At 34.2% G+C, this 23573-nt stretch carries 18 protein-coding genes; 11 read left to right on the plus strand and 7 right to left on the minus strand.

Features of this window, described 5'->3' with window-relative positions:
• Window positions 1–16 precede the first annotated feature (16 nt).
• Window positions 17–1165 (minus strand): 5-(carboxyamino)imidazole ribonucleotide synthase, encoded by a 1149-nt coding sequence (locus C6368_RS06595; protein ID WP_107038398.1) that lies wholly within the window; start codon window positions 1163–1165, stop codon window positions 17–19.
• 136 nt (window positions 1166–1301) lie between these two features.
• On the opposite strand from C6368_RS06595, the gene hpt reads away from it, so the two are divergent.
• From hpt to C6368_RS06615, 4 genes are read left to right on the plus strand one after another with little or no spacing between them, the layout of a single operon-like run.
• A complete protein-coding gene (hpt, locus tag C6368_RS17580) occupies window positions 1302–1829 on the plus strand; it encodes a hypoxanthine phosphoribosyltransferase (protein ID WP_107038399.1) in 528 nt (175 codons plus the stop codon).
• Window positions 1830–1837: 8 nt separating this feature from the next.
• Complete coding sequence (locus tag C6368_RS17585) at window positions 1838–2416, plus strand: adenylate kinase (RefSeq protein WP_107038400.1); 579 nt, start codon at window positions 1838–1840, stop codon at window positions 2414–2416.
• Between the two features lie 4 nt (window positions 2417–2420).
• On the plus strand, window positions 2421–3416 hold the full coding sequence (gene obgE, locus C6368_RS06610; protein ID WP_107038401.1) for a GTPase ObgE: 996 nt from the start codon (window positions 2421–2423) through the stop codon (window positions 3414–3416).
• Window positions 3409–3993, plus strand: coding sequence for a phosphatase PAP2 family protein (locus C6368_RS06615; RefSeq protein ID WP_107038402.1), 585 nt, complete (start codon window positions 3409–3411; stop codon window positions 3991–3993). The genes obgE and C6368_RS06615 overlap by 8 nt, the downstream gene beginning before the upstream one ends.
• Here the strand turns inward: C6368_RS06615 and C6368_RS06620 are convergent.
• The 3 genes from C6368_RS06620 to C6368_RS06630 all read right to left on the minus strand — a co-directional run bounded on the left by C6368_RS06620 (window position 3990) and on the right by C6368_RS06630 (window position 7225).
• Complete coding sequence (locus C6368_RS06620) at window positions 3990–5312, minus strand: 1-acyl-sn-glycerol-3-phosphate acyltransferase (RefSeq protein WP_107038403.1); 1323 nt, start codon at window positions 5310–5312, stop codon at window positions 3990–3992. The genes C6368_RS06615 and C6368_RS06620 overlap by 4 nt on opposite strands.
• A 70-nt stretch (window positions 5313–5382) precedes the next feature.
• Window positions 5383–6639, minus strand: a complete 1257-nt coding sequence (locus C6368_RS06625) for a histidine kinase dimerization/phosphoacceptor domain -containing protein (RefSeq protein ID WP_107038404.1) — start codon at window positions 6637–6639, stop codon at window positions 5383–5385.
• A 211-nt stretch (window positions 6640–6850) separates the two neighbouring features.
• Window positions 6851–7225 (minus strand): hypothetical protein, encoded by a 375-nt coding sequence (locus tag C6368_RS06630; RefSeq protein WP_159038477.1) that lies wholly within the window; start codon window positions 7223–7225, stop codon window positions 6851–6853.
• Between the two features lie 165 nt (window positions 7226–7390).
• On the opposite strand from C6368_RS06630, the gene C6368_RS06635 reads away from it, so the two are divergent.
• Window positions 7391–8782 (plus strand): M20/M25/M40 family metallo-hydrolase, encoded by a 1392-nt coding sequence (locus tag C6368_RS06635; RefSeq protein ID WP_107038406.1) that lies wholly within the window; start codon window positions 7391–7393, stop codon window positions 8780–8782.
• Between the two features lie 18 nt (window positions 8783–8800).
• Here C6368_RS06635 and C6368_RS06640 read toward each other — a convergent pair whose 3' ends face one another.
• Window positions 8801–9823 carry an o-succinylbenzoate synthase gene (locus C6368_RS06640; RefSeq protein WP_107038407.1) on the minus strand — a complete coding sequence of 341 codons (1023 nt, stop codon included), beginning with the start codon at window positions 9821–9823 and terminating at the stop codon, window positions 8801–8803.
• A complete protein-coding gene (gene menA, locus C6368_RS06645) occupies window positions 9820–10716 on the minus strand; it encodes a 1,4-dihydroxy-2-naphthoate octaprenyltransferase (RefSeq protein WP_107038408.1) in 897 nt (298 codons plus the stop codon). Before menA ends, C6368_RS06640 begins: the two co-directional genes overlap by 4 nt.
• Before the next feature lie 341 nt (window positions 10717–11057).
• Here menA and C6368_RS06650 point away from each other — a divergent pair, with 341 nt between their 5' ends.
• The 4 genes from C6368_RS06650 (at window position 11058) to C6368_RS06665 (ending at window position 19783) form a co-directional block, all read left to right on the plus strand.
• Window positions 11058–11567 carry a DUF2480 family protein gene (locus C6368_RS06650; protein WP_107038409.1) on the plus strand — a complete coding sequence of 170 codons (510 nt, stop codon included), beginning with the start codon at window positions 11058–11060 and terminating at the stop codon, window positions 11565–11567.
• An 87-nt stretch (window positions 11568–11654) separates the two neighbouring features.
• Window positions 11655–13478, plus strand: a complete 1824-nt coding sequence (gene uvrC / locus C6368_RS06655) for an excinuclease ABC subunit UvrC (RefSeq protein ID WP_107038410.1) — start codon at window positions 11655–11657, stop codon at window positions 13476–13478.
• A 219-nt stretch (window positions 13479–13697) separates the two neighbouring features.
• A complete protein-coding gene (locus tag C6368_RS06660) occupies window positions 13698–14639 on the plus strand; it encodes an NAD(P)-dependent oxidoreductase (protein ID WP_107038411.1) in 942 nt (313 codons plus the stop codon).
• Between the two features lie 167 nt (window positions 14640–14806).
• A complete protein-coding gene (locus C6368_RS06665; RefSeq protein ID WP_107038412.1) occupies window positions 14807–19783 on the plus strand; it encodes a T9SS type A sorting domain-containing protein in 4977 nt (1658 codons plus the stop codon).
• Window positions 19784–19881: 98 nt separating this feature from the next.
• Here C6368_RS06665 and C6368_RS06670 read toward each other — a convergent pair whose 3' ends face one another.
• The gene (locus tag C6368_RS06670) at window positions 19882–21150 is read right to left on the minus strand and encodes an aspartate kinase (RefSeq protein WP_107038413.1); all 1269 of its coding nucleotides are present in this window, start codon (window positions 21148–21150) and stop codon (window positions 19882–19884) included.
• A gap of 376 nt (window positions 21151–21526) precedes the next feature.
• Here C6368_RS06670 and tnpA point away from each other — a divergent pair, with 376 nt between their 5' ends.
• Both tnpA and C6368_RS06680 read left to right on the plus strand, forming a co-directional pair.
• Entirely contained in the window at window positions 21527–21979 is a 453-nt protein-coding gene (gene tnpA, locus C6368_RS06675) for an IS200/IS605 family transposase (protein ID WP_107038414.1), read from the plus strand.
• Between the two features lie 1153 nt (window positions 21980–23132).
• Window positions 23133–23504 (plus strand): hypothetical protein, encoded by a 372-nt coding sequence (locus C6368_RS06680; protein WP_107038415.1) that lies wholly within the window; start codon window positions 23133–23135, stop codon window positions 23502–23504.
• Window positions 23505–23573 lie beyond the last annotated feature (69 nt).

Genomic DNA, 23573 nt, shown 5'->3' on the forward strand with positions numbered 1-23573 from the left:
ATTTGCTATAAACCCATTAATTCGATATCACTTTAATGGATTCCTGAACATTACGTGCTTTCAATTTAACTTCGTCAAGGTGCTTTCCAGTAATTGTAATATGTCCCATCTTACGATTTGGTTTCGTAGTTGGTTTTCCATATAAATGAACATGAACTCCTTGCATACGCATCAAGTTCTCAACACCTTCATATTTTGCTGGTCCTTCATGATTTTCATCACCCAACAAATTAATCATTACCCCAGGCGACTTTATTTCTGTATCACCTAACGGAAGATTTAAAATAGCACGTAAATGCTGTTCAAACTGTGACACATAATTACACTCAATGGTATGATGTCCACTATTATGGGTCCTTGGAGCAACTTCATTAACCAATAATTCTCCTTCTTGAGTCAAAAATAACTCAACTGCTAAAAGTCCAACCATATCCAGTTTTTCTATTACTTCCTTTGCTAAATTTGTTGCTTTTAATTCAATTTCTTGAGAAATATTAGCTGGACTGAATAAAAACTCAACCAAATTTAATTTTTCACTGAATTCGCATTCAACAACAGGGAAAGTTTTCACTTCGCCATTTTCATTTCTTGCCACCAAGACGGATAGCTCCTTTGTAAAGTTAATCTTATCTTCAATTAAAGAAGGCACATCAAAAGCATTTTCAAGATCTGCACTTGATTTAATAATTGCTACTCCTTTACCGTCATAACCACCTTTTCTCATCTTCAAAATAAAGGGTATCTGATTACTGTAATCATGAAGCTCGGAGCGATCATTAATTAGATGAAAAGGTGCAGTAGGAATCCCATTTACTTTATAAAATTCTTTTTGCAATCCCTTATCCTGAATTAATCTTAAAACACGAGGTTGAGGAAAAACTTTAACACCATTTGCTTCTAATTCTTCCAAAGCATCAACATTTATATGCTCAATTTCTACGGTCAAAACATCTTTATCCTTTCCAAATGCCATAACATCAGCATAAGATTGGATGTTTCCTTCAGTAAATTCATAGGCTAATGTTCCACATGGCGCAGTTTTAGAATTGTCCATTGTATAAACATGAACATCATAGTTCATTGCAGACTGAATAAGCATTCTACCTAATTGACCACCTCCTAATACACCTAATTTAAATGCATCTCCGTACCACTGTTTTTCCATTATTTTTAAGTTTTCAAAATCTTTGCGAAGTTAATGAAGCCTTTCGGAGAATAATACTTGAATCATAAAAAAGTTTATGAACAATAAAAATGTTTTAAAAATATTATCTTTGTAGAAAGTACAAATCAAGAAATAAGTGCAAATACAAGATAAGAAATTCGAATTATACCTTTCTGAACAAGAAATTCTAAATTCTATAGAAGAAGTTGCTGAAAGAATAAACACCGATTACAAAGGTGAGGAAGTTGTTTTTGTTGGCGTTTTAAATGGTGCATTTATGTTCGCAGCAGACCTTATGAAAAGTATTAAATTAACATGTGAAATATCATTTGTTAAAGTTACTTCTTACAAAGGAACTTCAAGCACTGGAAAAGTTCACGAACTTATTGGATTGAGCACAGACATCAAAGACAAACATGTTGTTATTTTGGAAGACATCGTAGACACAGGACTCACTTTGAGTAAGCTTTATTCTATGGTTGACCACAATGCTCCTAAGTCCGTTGAAGTTGCTACACTTTTATACAAGCCAGAAGCATTCAAAGGAAAATATCCACCAAAATATTATGGAATAAAAATTCCTAATAAGTTTATTGTTGGATATGGTTTGGACTACTTAGAATTCGGAAGGAATTCAAGAGAAATTTATAAGATAATAGAATAAAAAGCAATATGTTAAATTTAGTATTCTTCGGACCACCTGGAGCTGGAAAAGGTACCCAATCAGCGCAAATCATTAACAGATATGGACTAGTTCATTTATCTACAGGTGATATTTTCAGATACAACATTGGAAATAAAACTGAGTTAGGTAAATTAGCTAAGTCATATATTGACAAAGGACAATTAGTGCCTGATGAAGTAACGATCAACATGCTAAAATCTGAAGTCAACAAAATTGAAAATCCAAAAGGTTTTATTTTTGATGGTTTTCCAAGAACTACATTTCAAGCTGAAGTTTTAGATTCATTTTTAGAAGAAAAAGGAACTAAAGTAGCCGGAATGATATCATTGGAGGTTCCAGAAGCTGAATTAAAAGAAAGATTGCGTAAGCGAGCGATTGATTCAGGAAGAGCGGATGATGCCAATCCAGAAATTATTGCAAACAGAATTTCGGTTTACAACAATGAAACTGCACCGGTGAAAGTTTTCTATGATAAACAAGAAAAACTTCATGCAATAAAAGGAGTTGGAAGTATAGATGAGATCACGAACGATATTATAAAAACAATAGAATCCCTTAAAGATTAATTGAATGGCTTCAGATAACTTTGTAGATTACGTTAAGGTTTACTGCCGATCAGGTAAAGGTGGGTCAGGTTCTCGTCATATGAGAAGAGAACGACATATTCCTAAAGGAGGTCCTGATGGTGGAGATGGTGGTCGTGGTGGACATGTTATCATTAGAGGAAACAAACAAATGTGGACTTTACTTCACTTGAAATTCCAAAAGCATACGAAAGCTGATCACGGTAAAAGTGGAGGTGCACAGCAAAGAACTGGTGCCGAAGGAGATGATGCCTACATTGACGTTCCAGTTGGAACAATAGTTCGAGATTCTGAAACCAACGAAATTCTTTTCGAGATAGATGAAGATGGACAAGAGGTAATCATCAAAAGAGGTGGTAAAGGTGGTAGAGGAAATACTCATTTCAAAAGTTCTACAAACCGCTCACCTGATTATGCGCAACCTGGAGAGGACGAACAAGAAGGATGGACAATTTTAGAATTAAAAATTCTTGCCGATGTTGGTTTAGTAGGTTTCCCAAATGCTGGAAAAAGTACACTTTTATCTGTACTTTCTGCAGCAAAGCCAGAAATTGCGGACTATGCATTTACAACCCTTCGTCCTAATCTAGGAATAGTGAGTTACAGAGGAAATCGTTCCTTTGTGATGGCAGACATTCCTGGAATAATTGAAGGAGCACATGAAGGAAAAGGACTTGGATTAAGATTCTTAAGACATATCGAGCGAAATTCAATCTTATTGTTCCTTATTCCTGCTGACAGTGATGATATCGCTAAGGAATTTGCAGTTCTTGTAAATGAATTGAGGCAATATAATCCACAGTTATTAGACAAGGAAAGAATTCTTGCCATTTCAAAATCAGATATGCTGGACGATGAATTGAAAGATGAAATCAGAGCGGAATTACCTGATAATATTAAATCATTGTTTATTTCTTCTGTTGCAAACCAGAATCTTAATGAATTAAAGGATTTAATCTGGAACACGTTGGATCATGATTGATTGGTTAAAGGAAATTGAACAAACTATTCTTATTTCAATAAATGGAGCGAACACTCCTTTATTGGATTTTTTAATGTGGTGGGTAAGTGACAAGTTTATTTGGTTTCCATTTTACATTTTTCTTTTTGTACTTGTTTATATAAAGTATTCACTTAAACATGCTTTATGGTTTACCGCCTTTGGTTTGGCAGCAGTTGGGCTAGCAGATTTCACGGCTAACTTTGGATTCAAGCATACAATTATGCGTTACAGGCCCTCCCATCATTTAACGCTTGGTGAGCAATTGCGTTATCATGAAATAAAAGCAGATGATTTTTACAGAGGAGGTAAATATGGTTTTATATCTGGACATGCGACCAATTCTTTCGCAATTGCAGTTATGTTTTTACAACAATTGAAAGGAAAAATAAAATTCATTGTTCCAATCCTACTATTTTGGGCGATACTCGTTAGCTATAGCAGAATGTACTTAGGTGTTCATTATCCAACAGACATAATTGGAGGAGCTATTTGGGGTTCTTTAATAGCGCTATTGTTTCACTGGATTTACAGAAAAACAATTTTAAAAGCAGTTTAAGATACAGGAATCAGTCTTTGGATTTCTTTTTCAATTGCATTTCTTTCCTCAACAATTTTAGAGACGTCTTTGTTAGAGACATAGTTCATCTTTTTATTTAAATTGTATGCCTCGAACCATTTATAAGCTATAACTCCAGAAATTGGAAGTACAACCATAAAATATAACACCCCTATAATTGAAGACCAATCGAGTAATTTTACCAGTAAAATTATAATTGGAATATTAAAAAGAGCTATCGCAACAAAGCCTAAGAGCATTTTTACACTTCCCCAAAAGACTTTTCGTTTGAAAGATTTTTCAATAAAATTCTTAATGAATTTATAAGGTAAATAGCAATGAATAACACCCAAAATCATTACAGGTGCCAAGCTGAATAAAAATAAATAATCTTTAAATTTATTTCTTAAATTATTTTCAACTTTATACAAAGGTGTTTCTTCTAATTCCTCTTTTTTTAAGCGCGTGAAATAATCCTCAAGTCTTTGCTTTAATACCATTAACTCTTTATTCTCTTCTACTTTATTCTCATTGAACCAAATCGCTAAATTCCGTGAATACTCCCACCTTTGTAATAAAGGAATTCTAAAGTTAGAATCCACAGCATTCATACCCTTTCTGGTAATGCGCATTACATTTTCATGGAAAGGAGCCATGGCTGCTTTTCTTACATCAGTTATCTGCTTTCGCATATCCTTTTCCATTAATAAGGTCAAATCCAAAATAGTTTTACTAGGATCCTTCTCATAGGCCTCTTTGTAATCATTTAAACATATAGGATCACCATTGGAAACAACACAATCGCTGCCCAGCGTATTGGGTTCAGAATAATTTGCACCAACTGCCTGCAGGTAGATTTTCTTTTTCCAATTAATTCTCTCAAGAGATAAAAATCCTATTCTAACAGCTCCTTTTTTAACAGATTTCAGTCGCCTTATAAAAACATCATCTGTAAAACCCTCCGCAAAAACTATAATACTTCTTCCACCTTTTAAAAGTCTGGCACATTCCTTAAAAACTTCTTCATTTTTCGCCTTGGTATCCTCTCCGTCATGTTTTCTGTATATAGGCAACATGTGAGACGCCCAGAGTATTGGTTTAAGGAAAGGCTTAAATATATCGGACCTTGTCATAAAGAAGACAATAGGACGTTGACTTCCAACCACCGCTAAAGGATCCATAAAAGACGCAGCATGATTACTCATATAAATAGTACGTGCATATCTTTTTTTAGGCTGATTTACATTTCTAAATCTAGGATAATAAACCCATAGAGTGATTTTCAAAATGAATTTCATAAGAAAGTACAATATCCTCATAATTTAATTTTTGCTGTATTTGGAGCTGCAAAATTAAACTTTTTAAAATATGAACAATTAAAAAAAGAGATTAGGAGAATTCCTTAAAATTTATTCTCAAAAAATTTCCGTTATCAAAACCTTGGAACAAATCTCCGTTTAACTGTTCTGTTAACGCAGAAATGAGGATTGAATTTACATCATCGGATTCTATGAAATCCATTTCTGATTCAAATTTCGTTAACTCATCATCTTGGATAACAAAGCTGTAAGCTCCTTTAACACTACCCTTCATGAGCTTAAAATCTAGGTTGACCAGCTTATCATCTTTTAATTGACCAGTCCAGTAAAAGATGATCTCAGTGATCAACAAGCCTAGAGGAACTAAAACATCAATTCCAAAATGTTCTATTTCCAACTTAGGCTGAAAACTAGTATTCAAACTATTAGAAGTACTTTTTAGGTAATTGATTAAATCATTCAAATAAGATATCGGGTTCACCAAATTCATCTCCATAGATTTGTAAATATTTTGATGAATGAAAGCCATTACATGTACCCTATCATGAATTTCCTGCAAAGAATTCTTGTTAATTGTTTTTTCTTTATTGATATATAAATGAAGAATACTTGAAATGATTTGTAAATTATTGGTTACACGGTGATGTACCTCTTGAATTAAAGTTTCTTGTTTTTGGTGTTGCGATTTAAGCGTAAAAAACTGATTAGATAAAGTATCGACAGCACTATCTAAATCGGTGCTTTTTCTCCCCAAAATAGTAACTAGTTCTTCCCTTACATCTTCTAATTCAGAAGCTTTATTAATTTTAACTAAATTACCAATTGCTATAGAAATGACAACTTCTATTATTTTTTGATGGTATTCTTTATAAAAATTTTTATGTGGATGTTTACTTGTTAAAACAGCACAGACTTCATTATCTAATTTAATAGGTACAACTAATTCTGAACGAAATTCTAAAACATTTTTAGGAAAAAAGTTATTGTTTAGTGAAATATCTTCAACCAACAATGATTCCCCTTTCTCTGCAACAATCCTCATATGAAATTGATCATATGAAACCAATGAAGAATCAGATTTTTTTTCCAAATCGAAAGAAGCTAATTTAGAAAACGAGTTGTTTTGTGTATCAATTTTGTAGATCTCACAATCTAGAAAATTAAACTCATTGGACACATCACAAACCAAAATATTAAAAACCTCTTCTACCGTTTTAGCAGATACAATATTCAGGCTAAATTTATTGATTAAATCTAAAAAATCAGAAAGTTTAAATTCATCAACTGAAGTCTTATCAATGATTTTATTTAGCAGAATGTCAGTCATGTCTTGGTAACGTTTGTACCAAATTAATTAAATTAATTATATAACCTTATTCAACAATGCTGAAATCATAATAAAATTCGACCAATTGACGAAAATCATCGTTATATCATAAAAAATCCTAAAATATAAAGAAAAATCGGATAAACAATGGAAAATAAGACAATTTTATCTGATTAAGAATAAATCCTTAAATTCGTAACCTGAAAATCTTTTATCGTTGCACTTTTCGCTTAGATCTCGACAACACAATAATTTCGATAAGTGGTGGAATGAGTAAAAATAATGAACCCCATCTAGTAACTGTAAAAACCCAGTCACCCTGAACTGAAAAAAGCGGCAATGGAATTACTACAGCAATAAGACCTAGATAATATAACCAATTGTACCAAGGCATTTTCTTTTGAAAGTAACGTTTTATTAGTTGTGTTAGAATATATACAATCACAGCAATTAAAAAACCTGTTGGCAAAGTTCTCAAATCTACAATTTGGTCTGCCAACATATAATAAATAAAAACATATAAAGCAGTAGCAATCAATATAATTAATAACAAATACGCAAGCCCTTTATTCAATTTATTCTTCACAATTCCTAAGTTTAAGTCCTTCACAAAGTTAATTGATTCTATGGATATTCAAAACGCTTAAATTCTTGAATATGGATGATGAATCCAAAACGTACGCTTCCACTTTTACCCAAAATCATCATTTTAATATTTATTAGTAATTTCAGCATTTTAACTTATTGTAAAATGCAATTGAGAAAGATCATACTATCACTTGTAATGTTGAGTGTTTACACTTTCCATTATGGACAAGAAAACAATTATACTGAAGACAGCCTGATGCTTAGAAACATCTATTCTGAGGCGCTCGAAAACGGAAAAGCCTATGAAGACTTACGAAGTTTATGTAAAGATGTAGGCGCTAGACTTTCTGGTTCCGTAAGTGCAGAAATGGCAGTTCAATGGGGATATCACAAATTGAAAGAATACGATTTTGACACCGTTTATTTTCAAGAAATCATGGTTCCACATTGGGAAAGAGGAACAAAGGAAAACGGTTATTTTCAATCAAAAGACGGGAAAATAACAAAAGTAAATATGTTAGCACTAGGTGGTTCTATACCTACAAACGGCATAATGTCTGGTGAAATTACAATGTTTAAAAACCGAGATGCATTATTAAAAGCAAAAAAAGAGGAAATCGAAGGAAAAATTGTGTTTATCGCTCAACCAATGGATCAAAAAATGATAACTACTTTTCAAGCTTACGGAGCTTGCTATCCGATTCGAGGTTATGGCGCAATTGACGCAGCAAGACTTGGTGCAAAAGCAGTTATTATTCGTTCGCTAAGCTTGAGTGAACACGAACATGCACACACTGGTACAATGCACTACGAAGAAGGAATAAAGAAAATTCCTGCAGCAGCAATATCCACCAAAGACGCCACCATTTTAGAAAAATTAATTACTGAAAGTAAAGACAAATTTACTTTTCACTTCGAAATGGACTGTAAGGTATTACCAGACATAAAATCTCACAATGTAATTGCAGAATTAAAAGGTTCTGAAAATCCGAACAACATTATTACAATTGGTGGACATATAGATTCATGGGATGTTGGTGAAGGTGCACACGATGATGGCGCTGGAATTGTTCATTCGATGGAAGCATTGAGAATTTTGAAAGAGATGGGATATAAACCAAACAATACTTTACGTGTAGTTTTCTTTATGAATGAAGAAAACGGAAATATGGGAGGGAAAACCTATGCTAAAAAAGTAAAAGCGAGTGGTGAGAATCATATTTTAGCAGTAGAAAGTGACCGTGGCGGATTTTCTCCTCGTGGGTTTTCTGTAGATGGAAATCAAGAACATTTAGATTTAGTGAAATCTTTTGAAAAATTATTTAAACCGTATTTACTTCACCATTTCGAATTTGGTTATGGCGGTGTAGATATCGGACCTTTGAAAGATGAATTTGAAAACATCGGTTTGATTGGCTTTGTTCCAGATAGTCAGCGTTATTTTGACTTCCATCACAATGCGAATGACATATTCGAAAATGTGAATAAAAGAGAATTAGAATTGGGCGCAGGGAGTTTGAGCGCTTTGCTTTATTTATTGGATAGGTACTGGTAGTGGCACCTACGCAAATCATCACCTGCGTAGCTCACCATTCTTGACCTCCAACAAACTCGGCGTATTATTCGTGTACAATGCACCTGTTCCTAATCCTTGAGGTAGTGTAATTTCATAAGTACTTGTAAATTGTGCAATCGCATCTAGTCCAACATTTGATTCTAAAGCACTTGTTATCCACCATGGAATATTTCTTTCTTCTGCAAGTTCAATCCATTCTTTTGTTCCTTTGAATCCGCCAATTAAACTTGGTTTTAGAATAATGTATTGTGGTTGAATGCTGTCTAAAAGTTGCTTTTTTTCGTCGTAATCATGAATTCCAATCAATTCTTCGTCCAACGCAATCGGTAGAATGTTTTTCTCACAAAGTGAATGCATTTCTTCAATCTGACCTTGTTTTATTGGCTGTTCGATTGAATGCAAATCAAATTCGGATAATCTTCTTAATTTTTCTGGGGCGTGTTCTGGAGAAAAAGCTCCGTTTGCATCCACTCTTAATGTAATTTCTTTTGCTGACACTTGTTTTCTTATTCCGGCTAAAATCTCTAATTCATTTTCAAAATCTATAGCACCAATTTTCATTTTAATACAAGAAAACCCTTCGGCTAATTTTTGTTTGATTTGAGATTGCATGAATTCTTCATCACCCATCCAAATGAGTCCATTTATCGGAATTGCTTGTTCTCCTTTTGTAAACGCAGTATCATAAAAAACGCCTTCTCCTCCATTTTTAAGATCTAAAAGCGCCATTTCTAATCCAAAGAAAATCGAAGGGAAATCTTTTAGTTCATCCGGGTTCATGGAGAAATAATCAACATCTTTGATTACCGAACTAACTTTTAATTCGTACTGTTCATCATTTTCATAATCTGGTGATAAGCCTGGAATTATGCTGCACTCTCCTACTCCTTTTACATCAGGATTATGTTTATTCCAAACGGTGATGAACCAAGCTTTTTTCTCTGTTAAAACTCCACGACTTGTTCCACTTGGACGTTTAAATTCGAATATTTTCTTTTCGAAACTGGCTTTTAAACTCATAATACTGTAGAAATTAAAAAGAGAATAGAAATTGCGAAAGTAGATAATGCGACTTTCTTTAATTCAGGATCTAAGGTTTGAGGAATTTTCGTTTTCCAAACTTTAGAAAGATGTTTTATTAGAATAATGTAAGGCAATAATGCGACTAAACTCAACCACCATTCATTCAACAGAATGAAAGTTAGAATGCCAACCAATGAACCGATAATTAATAAGGTGTGATAGATTTTAGCTTTTTCGAAGCCCATTGAGACAACAATCGTGATTTTATTCACTAATTTATCATTCTCGTGATCACGCATGTTATTTAGATTGAGAACTGCAATACTCAACATTCCAATTCCGACAGCCATTCCCAATAAACTCCAATCGAATTGCTTAGCGTACAAACTATAAACTCCTAAAACACTGACCAATCCAAAAAAGATAAAAACCATTACGTCACCCATCCCGTTGTAACCATAGGCTTTCTTTCCAACAGTATAGGTTATTGCAGCTAAGACACAGAGTAAAGCTAAAATCACATAAATCCACAAAACGGATGAAGGCATATCTGAAGTTCCAAAAATAATTAATGGAATTGCTGTAATCAAAGAGCACGCAGCCATAATTACTGTTCCAACAATCATTTGTTTTTGTGAAATCGCCCCAGATTGAATAGCTCTTTCTGGACCAACTCGACCTTCATTATCTGCACCTTTGTAGCTATCTCCTAAATCGTTCGCAAAATTCGATAAAATTTGGAGGAATAATGTAGTTAGCATGGCAAGAGTAAAAATTCGAGTATCCCAAAAACCTTGGTTATAAGCGACAAAACTACCTACGATAATTCCCGAAAGTGAGAGCGGCAATGTTCTTAAACGCGCTGCATGAATCCAACTTTTTAATTTCATGATACAAAAATCATAAAATATCTGGTATTAACACGGGGTTTGGGTTTAAAGTTATCAAGAGGAGTGGTGGTGATTCTTCACATGGAAAAAACAAAAGGGAGAGGGAGCAAAGGTGATAAAAAACGCACCTTACCAATTTATTCGTCGAAGTAAAATCCGATTATTGATTAACTTACGGCATCTCCCCAATGCCTTCGACAGGCTCAGTCATCGGTTTAAACTTCGATTACTGAGCCTGTCGAAGGCATCCATTGGTCGCTTCAAAAAATCATTCCCAATTCGTAATTAAAAATCAACAAACTTCTTCTACATTTGTTAAACAATTCAACAAACAGAATAAAATGACAGAAATTGTAAATAAAATTCAGAAAAGTGGTTTAATTCAGCTTGATTTGGCGGACTACAAACCAAAAGAATCGATCGTTACCATCGACTTGAAAGAGAATTTATGGCAAGGAATCGCTTTGAAAGAAAAAGATTTTCGTGAATTTATTAAAGAGAACGACTGGACACAATACGAAGGAAAGGTTGTTGGTGTTTTTTGTTCCGCGGATGCAATTATTCCTACTTGGGCTTTTATGTTGGTGATTTCAAAATTGCAAGAACACGGAGTTATTGGTTTCGTTGGCGATAAAGCCGAAGTTGAAAAACAATTGATCCTTTCGAATATTACTGCAATTGATTTAGAGAAATTCCAAGATGGAAGAATTATAATTAAAGGTTGTTCTGATGTTGCCCACCCTGCTTTCGCAATGTCGGAATTGGTGAAACATTTACAACCTGTTTCGAAAAGTATAATGTATGGGGAGCCTTGTTCAACGGTGCCAGTATACAAGAAAAAGAAAAAATAACACATTGTAGAGACTCACGGCCGTGAGTCTCTACAATGTGTTAACCAAACCCAAAACCCATTCTCATAAAAAACATATCTTTGTAAGGTGTCAGAAAGGTTAAATAAACTCAACGAGAAGATCAAAACATTGCCAGAAAAACCTGGTATATATCAGTATTTTGATGTTTCTGGAAAAATAATTTACGTTGGAAAGGCGAAAAACCTGAAGAAACGGGTTAATTCATATTTCACCAAGAACCATGATACGGCAAAAACAAGAATTTTAGTTCGCAAGATTCATGATATGCATTATATGGTTGTAGATACGGAACAAGATGCTTTGTTACTGGAAAACAACCTCATCAAAAAGTATCGTCCAAAATATAATATTGCGCTAAAAGACGACAAGACCTATCCTTGGATTTGCATCAAAAATGAAAGATTCCCAAGGGTTTTCTCAACTCGTCGCGTAATCAAAGATGGATCAAAATATTTCGGTCCTTATCCTTCTGTTTATGTTGTGAATACTTTGTTGGATTTAATGCGTGAACTTTATCCTTTGCGCAATTGCAATTACGATTTAAGTCAGGAGAAAATTGATGCTGGAAAATATAAAGTTTGCTTAGAATATCACATCGGAAATTGTAAAGCACCTTGTGTTGGCAAAGAAAAAGAAGCGACTTACAATGAATATATTGAACAAATAGAACACATTGTAAAAGGAAATATCGCTTCTGTGATTCGCATGTTGAAAGATAAAATGCAGGAAGCTGCCGAACGTTTTGCTTTTGAAGAAGCGGAAGAAACGAAGCAGAAAATCTTAGCCTTAGAAAAATATAGAGCAAAATCTACAGTTGTTTCTCCTACCATTCACCAAGTGGATGTGATTACGATTGAAAAAGCGGAGAACAAAGCATTCGTGAATTACTTGGTGATCAATAATGGAACTATTATTCATGGTTTTACGGTTGAAGTTAAAATGAAATTGGATGAATCTGATGAAGAAATCTTGACTTTCGCCCTATTGGAGATGAGAGAAAAATTCAATAGTCAATCCAAAGAAATATTGATCGAAAATGCCGAGAATTTTGAAGTCGAAGGGTTAACATTCTTCACTCCACAAAGAGGAGACAAAAAACATTTGTTAGATCTTTCTCAACGAAATGCGAAATATTTCAAACTTCAACAACAGAAACAAGAATCTTTAAAGAATCCAGAAGTAAAAACAGAACGTATTCTTAAAACTATTCAAAAAGATTTCCGTTTAAAAGAATTGCCTTATCACATGGAATGTTTTGACAACTCAAATATTCAAGGAACGAATCCAGTTTCGGCATGTGTAGTTTTTAGAAATGGTAAACCAAGCAAGAAAGATTATCGTCATTTCAACATTAAAACTGTTGAAGGTCCAGATGATTTCGAATCGATGCGTGAAGCGCTTTACCGTCGCTACAAAAGAATGGTGGAAGAAGGTCAAGATTTACCGCAACTGGTTATTGTCGATGGTGGAAAAGGTCAGTTGAGCGCAGGATTAGATGCTCTGGAGAAACTCGGTTTACGTGGAAAAGTTCCGATCGTGGGTATTGCCAAACGATTAGAAGAGATTTTCTTTCCAGGAGATAGTATTCCTTTATACATCGACAAAAAAAGTGAAAGTTTGAAGGTGATTCAGCACATGCGAAACGAAGCACACAGATTTGGAATTGAACACCACAGAAATCGCCGTAGTAAAGGAGCTTTGGTTTCAGAATTAATCCAAATCAAAGGAATTGGAGATAAAACCCAAGAAGATTTGATGAAACATTTTAAAACGGTTTCAAAGATTAAAGCGGCCAGTGAGAAAGAATTGGTTGAGGTTGTTGGCTTGGCGAAAGCGAAGATTTTACAGGAGCATTTTAAGGGGAATGATAAGAAGAATAACACTATTTAAATTTGATGGGAAGCTTCTACAATAATCCTCCCCCTTTATCCCCCTCCGAAGGGGGAATTGCTCCGAAATCGATATTGAAACTTTAATAAATAACTATTTAAGTCAATAATTAAAGGATTGATTTGATCTATATATGTAATGTTTTTCCCTCCTACTTTGGAGAGGGACCGAGGGAGAGGATTACATCAATGAAGAAAATAAATTTACAAAACACAAAAAATGCAAGTACTATTCATAGACACAGTTCATTCGATTTTAGAAGAACGTTTAACAGAAAAAGGGTTCAATTGTATTGACGGAACTTCATGGTCGCGTGAAAAATGTATTGCAGAAATCCCAAAAATGGATGGTGTGGTGATTCGTTCTCGATTTCCTATGAACGAAGATTTCCTAAAACACGGAACGCAATTAAAATTCATTGCACGAAGTGGAGCGGGAATGGAAAACATCGATTTGGACTACACCGAAAAACAAAACATCCAATGTTTTAATGCACCTGAAGGAAACAGAAATGCTGTTGGAGAACACGCCCTTGGAATGCTACTTTCTTTATTCAATAACTTAAAAAAAGGAGATAACGAAGTTCGTCAGGGAATTTGGGACAGAGAAGGAAACCGTGGAATTGAACTCGATGGAAAAACTGTTGGAATTATCGGTTATGGAAATAACGGTGGAGCATTCGCCAAGAAACTAGCGGGATTTGATGTAAAAGTTTTGGCTTACGATAAATACAAAGAGAATTACGGAAATCAATATGCACAAGCTGCCACAATGGAAAGTATTTTCATGGAAGCAGATGTAATTTCATTTCACATTCCACAAAACGAAGAAACAATGTTCTTGGCTGACGAGGAATTTTTTGATGCGTTTGAAAAGCCAATTTACGTCATCAATTTAGCCAGAGGGAAAATTGTACGCACTTCTGCCCTACTCAAAGGATTAAATTCTAGTAAAATCTTGGGAGCTTGCTTAGATGTTTTAGAATATGAAAGTGCTTCCTTCGAAAAGACAATTTCGGGAGACGAAAATCCTGAGTTCAATGCACTTTTGAAATCTGATAAGGTTTTGTTTTCCCCGCACGTTGGTGGTTGGAGTGTAGAAAGTTACTTTAAATTGAGTGATGTGTTGGCTGATAAAATATTTCAATTTTTCAAATTATAATATTTTATCAGCAGTATTGAGGGAGAGGTTTGAGTTTTGAGGCGATTACACTTGACTAATTCCACAATAATTTCGCCCCAATCTTCATTTATTATTAACCCTGAATAATTAAAATCTCTATATTTGTACTATTCCTAAAAGCACTAAGCTTTTGAAAACCAAATTATATGTTCAAAGCTACTATACTTATCATTTCAATTTTATTCTTATCATTTAACACATTTTCACAATTTTCTACTATTTCTCATAGCACTACAAACTCATTTGAATTCGCTGAAATCAGTGAACCAGATGGTGTAGCCTTAGTCGGAGGAATAAAAGCAATGAAATCTCTTGATGATGGTTTAACTTGGACTGAAATGAGTCTTGGCGGTTTTGGCTTACCCTACGCCTTATATAACTACAAAAAAGCAGCAATAATTTCTCCACAGACATATTGTTTGGTAGGAAAAGACGACAACAATTATAAAGGGATTATTATTCGTACAACAGATGGAGGACTAACTTGGACCAATGTTCTTGAATCTGCAAATTCAAGCTTTTCATTTTATGAGGATATAGCACAAAATGGAAACACTGTAATAGCAACATCCAAAGGTGGGATAAATCGCTCAACTGATGGAGGAGCGACATGGAGTTATATTTCAATTCCTCAAATTAATTACTCCACAACCCCTAATATAATAACATACAATGAATTAACTGGAGCATGGACTGTATCTTATAACGGTAATTTAACCTTAAAATCTTTAGATGGTGGGTTGACATGGAATTCTATAGCCAGTAGTAATTACATAAGTGGTTTACGTCATTTCAGCAATATTAATAATGATTTTTTGATAACTGCAAGCCAAGCACAAACTTCTACTTTAATGCACTTTGACCAAAATTTACAATTAACTAACTCAATTTACATTAATGCCATTAAAACATTTAATTCTCGCATAGATAGATCTCACTTTTTACCAAGCAATGATATTTTAAGTGCTAGTTCTACCGTTTTTATGAAAATTGATACGGCAACAAGTAATGTTTACTACTACAATCACAACTTGGTTGATCCGACAACTGGAGACCTCGTACAAACTACTGATTTTGATTTAGGACAAACCTATGGAATAGCTGTTGGGCAATATGGAGGTTTGAGCAGATTTGACATGAGTCAACCTGAGGATCTTTATATTCCTGCTGATTTTGATTTAGTTGGTAGTGTATGTCCTGGAGACACAATATATGCTACTCCAGCATTTAATTATGCCGATTCCGTTAAATGGTTTTTTGATGGTAATTTAGTATCCACAGACACTAACCTTATTTATGAAACTCCGAATCTATTTGGTACCTTCGATATTGTTCATGAGACATGGTACAAGGGAACTGTTAGAACCGATTCTCAAGAAGTATATTTTCAACCATTAAATCCCGCTCCAACATATTCATTCGGAAATATTGATACAATGCCATGTTTTCAAAGCCATACAGCAATTTCTATAACTCCTACTGGAAATTACATCTATAATTCTGCTTTAGAAATATGGTTAGATGATCAAATGCTTGATTCCCTTTCGCCTCCACCTTCATCAACATATGGTATTTATTCTCCAATAATAGATTCTCAAGATACTGTTTATTTAGTTTCTAAAAGACCTCAACAATGTGGTACAACTATTGACAGTACGCAACTTATACTGTATCCAGGCGACGATCTTAATGACGATTATCAATTGTTGCCTTTACCTGATTCTTTGTGTAGCGGAACGCCCTTAAATCTTCAACTGACCGGAACCAATTTAAACTATTCTTATCAATTTCTTTTTACCGGCAGTGCAAGTTATACTTCTGGTTCTGGTGCAACTTTTCAAGGAACAGGCATAGACACAATGAATCTTTTAAGCCCTTACGTCTCTTACTATGACGATGCAAAATATTATATTCAACTCTTAATAAAAGACAATCAAGAAAATTGTCAATCATCTGTTATATATTTTGATACAGTTACGGTTATTGATCCTAAGTCATTATTTCAAACAGATTCGTATGGATATTATAGAAGTGATACCGTCGGAATATTAAACTCATCAATTAAACCAAATCGAACATGGAGTGCGAACCCTAGTGGGCTAACAATACAAAACATAAGCGATACAGTTCCTATTATTTTTGGAGATACAACAGGTGTTTTTGCTATAGAATTAATCAACACTCCTTTACTTGGTTGCTCAGACACTTCAAAAATTCAAGTAACTTTTGCTGATACAATGCAAATCTTAGGAGATTCACTTTGCGCTGAAGAGTCTGGAGATTCAAGGTACACTATTATGAAACTTCAACTTGATAATCAGGGTAATATTTTTGAACTAGGTGTTTACCATATGAATAATGGCTACTCAGGAGGAACACCGGCTTTTCACCTAACCAAGAAAGATGAAAACGGAGTGTTTTTATGGGAACAAAAAGCTACACCTTACATTTCAGATGACATTAAAGGAGTGGTAATTGAAGATATTGATTTTGATGAAAATGGAGATGTCTATGCTGTATTATGGTTACAGTGTACAATGGCGGGGTATACACACGATGCTATTAATTTCCAGAGTCACTCCGGTCAAAATACTGGCACAGGCTATATTGTCAAATTTGATGGACAAACAGGCACAATGTTATGGGCAAAAGATCTAGCAGACTACCCAATATACACGAGTTATTCAATCTTGAGGGTAATTAGCATAGTTGTGACAGGTACTGAAATCCATATCAGTGCAGGAACTAATCACACCATTTTAATTATATCTGCTGATTTAAACGGAAACTACATTTCAAGATATGCTTTTTCACAAGTCTCAATTCCAGAACACTCTTTAATACACAATGTATATGGATATGCTCAAAAAGAGTCTATACATTCCCCGCAATTAATAGAAATGAGTAATGGAGAAATACTTGGAGTAGGTTATTACAGTAATAAAGTGATGCATGGTAACACTTGGTTAACACACATGGAGACAAATTATACATCTGTTATGATGTTCAAATACAACTCTCAAATTGGTTTGTATGATTTTAAAAAAATTATTACACCTGGCAGCAGCCAAATATTAAACAATCATTTAGATGGTATCCCTATGTTTGGCCTAGATAAAAACGATAATATAACAATGCTCCTAGCTAGCAAAGGATTTGGTGAAACGATATCAATTGCCGATTCCTTGCAAATAGGTTCAAATAGCACGATTGTCTTTCAAATTGATAAAAACTTTCAATTTAATTGGGTTACAACAGGTACTTTTTCAATTGCCAATAGCCTAAATGTCGCAAGCGAAACAGGCGAAATCTTCATATCTGGGACGACCGGAAAAAATATTGCATTTACTGATGCAGTTGGAAATAAAATAATGGGAGAGGACGGAAATTATACACCGAATTCCACTAGTAACATGGTTAGTCCTTTCATAATTCGAATGGATTCCAGCGGAATAATAAATGGAGGATATTTATTCCATCCTCAAAATTCAACACCATTTTGTCAATCCAAAATAAAAAACGAAATAGATGTAACTCCTTGCGGGGACATTGCAGCAGTATTAATTTCACCATGCACAACAAACACTCCTCAAACCTTCACAGAATACAAAACAGGCATGACCTTAAACGTTGACCAAAGTAAAACTTATGTTTTGCGTTCTGATTGTATAGGCGCTGTTTGCAATATATTGAACTTAGGTTACGATACCTTACAGTATTGTTCACTAAATGATTCATTATTTGTTCCTGTTGGCTCAAATAGTTTCAATGTCGACTCTGCGTCTTATGAATTAATAGAGAATGGTATTGTCATAAATACAGAAACTGTTCCCGTTAGTTATGCAGGTTTCAAAGTTCATATCCCGAACACCACTTCTGATTTTTCATTAAAAATATTAAGTCCTGGTCCTGTTTATGATTCGATAACTATTGAAATTTCAAATCAAGTTCAAGCTACTTATAACTTCAATGCTTCAATGTGTTGGGGAGAAAATCAATTGATTTCAGGTTTACCATCTTCAAACGATTTCCTTTGGCAAAATGATTTGACTATAGGGCAAAGTCAATTGTTAGATTCTTCATCATACAGTTTAGGAGTAAACTATATAGATGTAATTTCTACTGATGCTAACGGATGTAAACAATATGATACTTTACAGATCGATATCCATGAAAATACATCAAATTATTTATTTGATTCTACAATTTGTTGGGGCGACAGTCTAACCTTGTCCGGTACGCCAGCCATCAATAATTATGTTTGGAATAGCAATACGAGTTTAGGGCAAGATATTTTATTTGACGAAAATAATTACAGTTCAGGGTTAAACTATTTCGATGTCGTAAGTACAGATACAAATGGATGTCTAGCTTTTGACACTTTAGCAATAACAGTGCATGAATCTATGTCGAACTTCTCTTATAATCCTACAATGTGTTGGGGAGAAAACCAAACTTTAAGCGGCCTTACAAGCAACACCGATTATTTATGGTTGGATTCTATATCGCTTGGGCAATCATTATTGCTTGACACATCCCTTTATTCCAATGGTGAGAACTACTTTAATGTGTTAAGCACAAATTCGTTTGGATGTATAGCTCATGACACCTTGAATGTCACAGTTTTTGAGGAAATTAATCCAAATTTAGACACGTTATATAACATTCCTTGTTATTATGATTTATCTATCCCTATCCAATCTTCTAATTACATAAGTGAAGATTGGATTGCAAATGGGAATGTAACAAGTAATTATTTTTCATCGAACAATCTCAATATGGGAATCAACTATATAACAGTTAATTTGGTAGATACTAATTTCTGTGCGAAATCTTACAATACTATAATCCATCTATGTTACAATTTAGGAACTGAAGATTATGAAAAAAACAATATTCAAATAGTCCCAAATCCAAATAAAGGGAATTTTGAAGTTAGATTTAACGGCTTGAATGGTAAAGGTAAAATAAGTCTCTACTCCTCTGATGGAAGATTAATACATGAGAATAACACAATTTTGAAGGATAGTTTTAAACTTCAAATTGATACCGCTCCAGGAGTATATTGGTTATGGATAGAAACGAAAAATGATTTGATTCAACGGAAGGTGGTAATTCGTTAAGAAGTATTGAGTAAGGAGTTTTGAGGCGAATAATTATGAACGATACATGTTGATTTATGATTCTAAAGAATTCGTAATTTTTAATTCGCAATTCATAATCAACCCAAATTCCGCATCACAATCCTAACCGTCTGCCTCGTTTTTTGTTCCATCAAAATTTCACGACCTTTGGTTACACGATCAATTGTTGCTTGGTCATAATGGCGAATAGTTACCAATTCCAAATTATCGTTGTAGCGCACTTCGTATTCATCGCTCAACATTTCTACTAAATGATTCAATTCATCTTTGTTGATGTCCAAACACACAGAAAAACTTACTGCTGAATTTTGCATGACGTTAATGTGTCCACCTGATAAAGCTAGTTTTTTGAAAATATCGCTTAGATTTTCTTCAACAACAAAGGAAAAATCTTTTGGCGTAATAGAAAGTAAAACTTGGTCAATTTTAAATATGAAAGATGGAACTAAATCATCATTTTCTGTTGAAGCTTGAATAATTGTCCCAGGCGCTTCGGGATCTAAAAATGACTTTATATATAAAGGAATATTCTTATTCTGAAGTGGTTTTATTGTTTTCGGGTGAATTACCGATGCTCCATAATAAGAAAGTTCGATGGCCTCTTTGAAAGAAATCTTATCAAGTTTTACTGTGTTCTCGAACCATTTTGGATCAGCATTCAACATTCCAGGAACGTCCTTCCAGATGGTTACACTTTCCGCCTTCGTACAATAAGCGATAATTCCGGCGGTAAAATCTGATCCTTCTCTACCTAAAGTTGTGGTAAATCCTTCTTTGGTGTGACCAATGAACCCTTGGGTAACAGAAATTCTGCACTCTCCAGACTTCAATTCAGCACTCATTAATTTTTGAGTTCTCTCCCAGTCCACTTCTGCCTTTCTGTAGGCATTGTTTGTTCTGATGAAAGTTCTTGCATCTGTCCAACATACATCATTTTCAAAAAGAGACAAATATGCTGAGATAATTTTTGTTGAAAGCACTTCACCTAATGAAACAATTTGGTCGTATTGGTAATTGTAGTTTTCAACTAATCGCTCGTCTTTTTGAGCAATTAATTCCGTAAAAATCTCTTCTACTTCATCAAAAACAGGATGAGAACTGTCTTCGAAAAGTCCATTCATGATATCTAAATGAAATTCTCTTCGATCTTCTACTAAGGCACAAAAATCATCGGTGTTTTTTTCGTAAAGCGCCTTAACGATATTCTCCATCGCATTGGTCGTTTTTCCCATTGCGGAAACCACAACAAACAATTCGTCGTTTTTAAATTGATCTAAAATCGATTTAACATTCTTCACTGCGTTTGCTGTTTTCACAGAAGCACCACCAAATTTAAACACTTTCATTCTTACAGATTTTCAGTGCGAATTTAATGTTTTTAGTTTTCAATGCAAGAATGCGGTTTAATATGTCGTCCCTTCAGGACTTTGAACACTTCCTCATGATTTAACCCAGGAGGTACCTCCTAGGTTAAATCATTCCGTCCCTTCAGGACTCTAATCACTCAACCCTAAGGTTACTTTCAAGTCAAAATTAAGTGCCTAAAGTACGACATACGATAACCGAGGATGAAAGTCCTCGGCAACTTAATCAAGATCATTATAAAGTCCTGAAGGGACTACATATAGTTTTTTAATTCTCTTTAATTCTCTCGATTATTTTTATCAGAGCTGTAATTGCATAACTTGATAAAAAGTCGTAAATTCATAAAAACAAAAGACCATGCCACAATCATTACCAAATCATTACATACATATTGTATTTAGCACAAAAAATAGAGAGCCATTAATTCATCCCCCTTTTGAAAAAGAACTTCATGCATATATAGCTGGGATTTGCAATAGTTTGGAATGTAAGGTTTTAATAGTTGGTGGTTATACTGATCATATTCACATCCTATGCATGCATTCACCAAAAATAGCTTTTATGGTTTTAATGCAAAAAATCAAAGCCAATTCATCCAAATGGATGAAAACGAAGGATGAGAGTTTGAGAAATTTTTCTTGGCAGAGAGGGTATGGTTCGTTTTCAGTAAATCCATCGGAAACTGATATAGTGATAAAATATATTGAGAATCAACATGAACACCATCGAAAGAAATCTTTTCAAGAAGAATATCGTGCTTTCTTGAAAAAGTATAAGGTGGTTTATGACGAAAATTACGTTTGGGATTGAGATGGGGTGATTTTTTAGTATGTCGTCCCTTCAGGACTTTGAACACTTCCTCATGATTTAACCTAGGAGTTACCTCCTAGGTTAAATCATTTCGTCCCTTCAGGACTCAAATCATTCATTCCTAAGGTTACTTTCAAGTTAAAATTAAGTGCCAAAGGCACGACATACGATAACCGAAGATGAAAGTCCTCGGTTACTATATCAAGATCATTATAAAGTCCTGAAGGCACGACTTGCAATAAATACTCAGTTACCTCCTAGGTTGTATCATTCTATCCCTTCAAGATTCAAATCACTCATTCCTAAGGTTTCTTCCATGTCAAAATTAAGTACCAAAGGCACGACATAGGTTAACCGAGGATGAAAGTCAACAGTAACTATATCACTATAAAGTCCTGAAGGGACGATGTGCAATAAATAAACAATAACAATCTAGATTAACACATTCTGTCCTTTCAGAACTCAATTCACTCATTCCTAAGGTTTCTTCCATGTCAAAATTAAGTACCTATAGTACGACATAGGTTAACCGAGGATGAAAGTCAACAGTAACTATATCCAGATCACTATAAAGTCCTGAAGGGACGATGTGCAATAAATAAACAATAACAATCTAGATTAACACATTCTGTCCTTTCAGAACTCAATTCACTCATTCCTAAGGTTACTTCCATGTCAAAATCAAGTGCCAAAGGTATGACATACAATAACCGAGGATGAAAGTCATCGATAACTATATCCAGATCATTATAAAGTCCTGAAGGCACGACTTGCAATAAATACCCAGTTACCTCCTAGGTTGTATCATTCTGTCCCTTCAAGATTCAAATTACTCATTCTTAAGGCTACTTCCAAGTTAAAATTAAGTACCAAAGGCACGACATAGGTTAACCGAGGATGAAAGTCAACAGTAACTATATCAAGATCATTATAAAGTCCTGAAGGGACGACATTCAAAAGCCTAGGACTAAAGTCCCAGGCTTTTGAATCAAGGTTATAATTAAGTCCTGAAGGGACGACACATTAACTCCATTTCCGAACCAATCCTCAAGCAATTTTTTAGAATATGGAGTCAATAAGCATTTCTTATTATTACATTAGTCAATTCAATGAAATAGAGATAAATTTTGAAAAAGGATAATTTAAATCAAAGATGAAAAATTTAGATAAAGCAGACAATTCAGAATTAATAGAAGCATTTACTGAAAGTGATTTTGCATCGGAAGTATTTTCACAACTCTGCAAAGAATTTGCTAAAGTTGGAGTCCTAATCGAATTTTCTGAAGAAGATTTACTCACTTTTGAAAGATTTCAAAATAGATTATCGGAGGAAATTGAACTCATTATGAGATCATCTTCCAATCGAATTGACCAACTTCTGTATGTTTCTGACTTGCCCGAAGATAAGGTGAAAGCGGTTTTTAGAAATAATAATAATCCTGTAGCAGAATTATCAAAAATGCTTTTAATGCGTTCTGCACAAAAAGTGAAATTTAAAAGACAATATAAATTAGGTTTGATTTAAGTTCAATTCGTCGAAATAATGAACAATTTCGATGATTTTAGCGTTTAAAGTCTAATAATATTGTAAATT

The sequence above is a fragment of the Brumimicrobium mesophilum genome, from assembly GCF_003025005.1.
GTDB lineage: Bacteria > Bacteroidota > Bacteroidia > Flavobacteriales_D > Crocinitomicaceae > Brumimicrobium > Brumimicrobium mesophilum.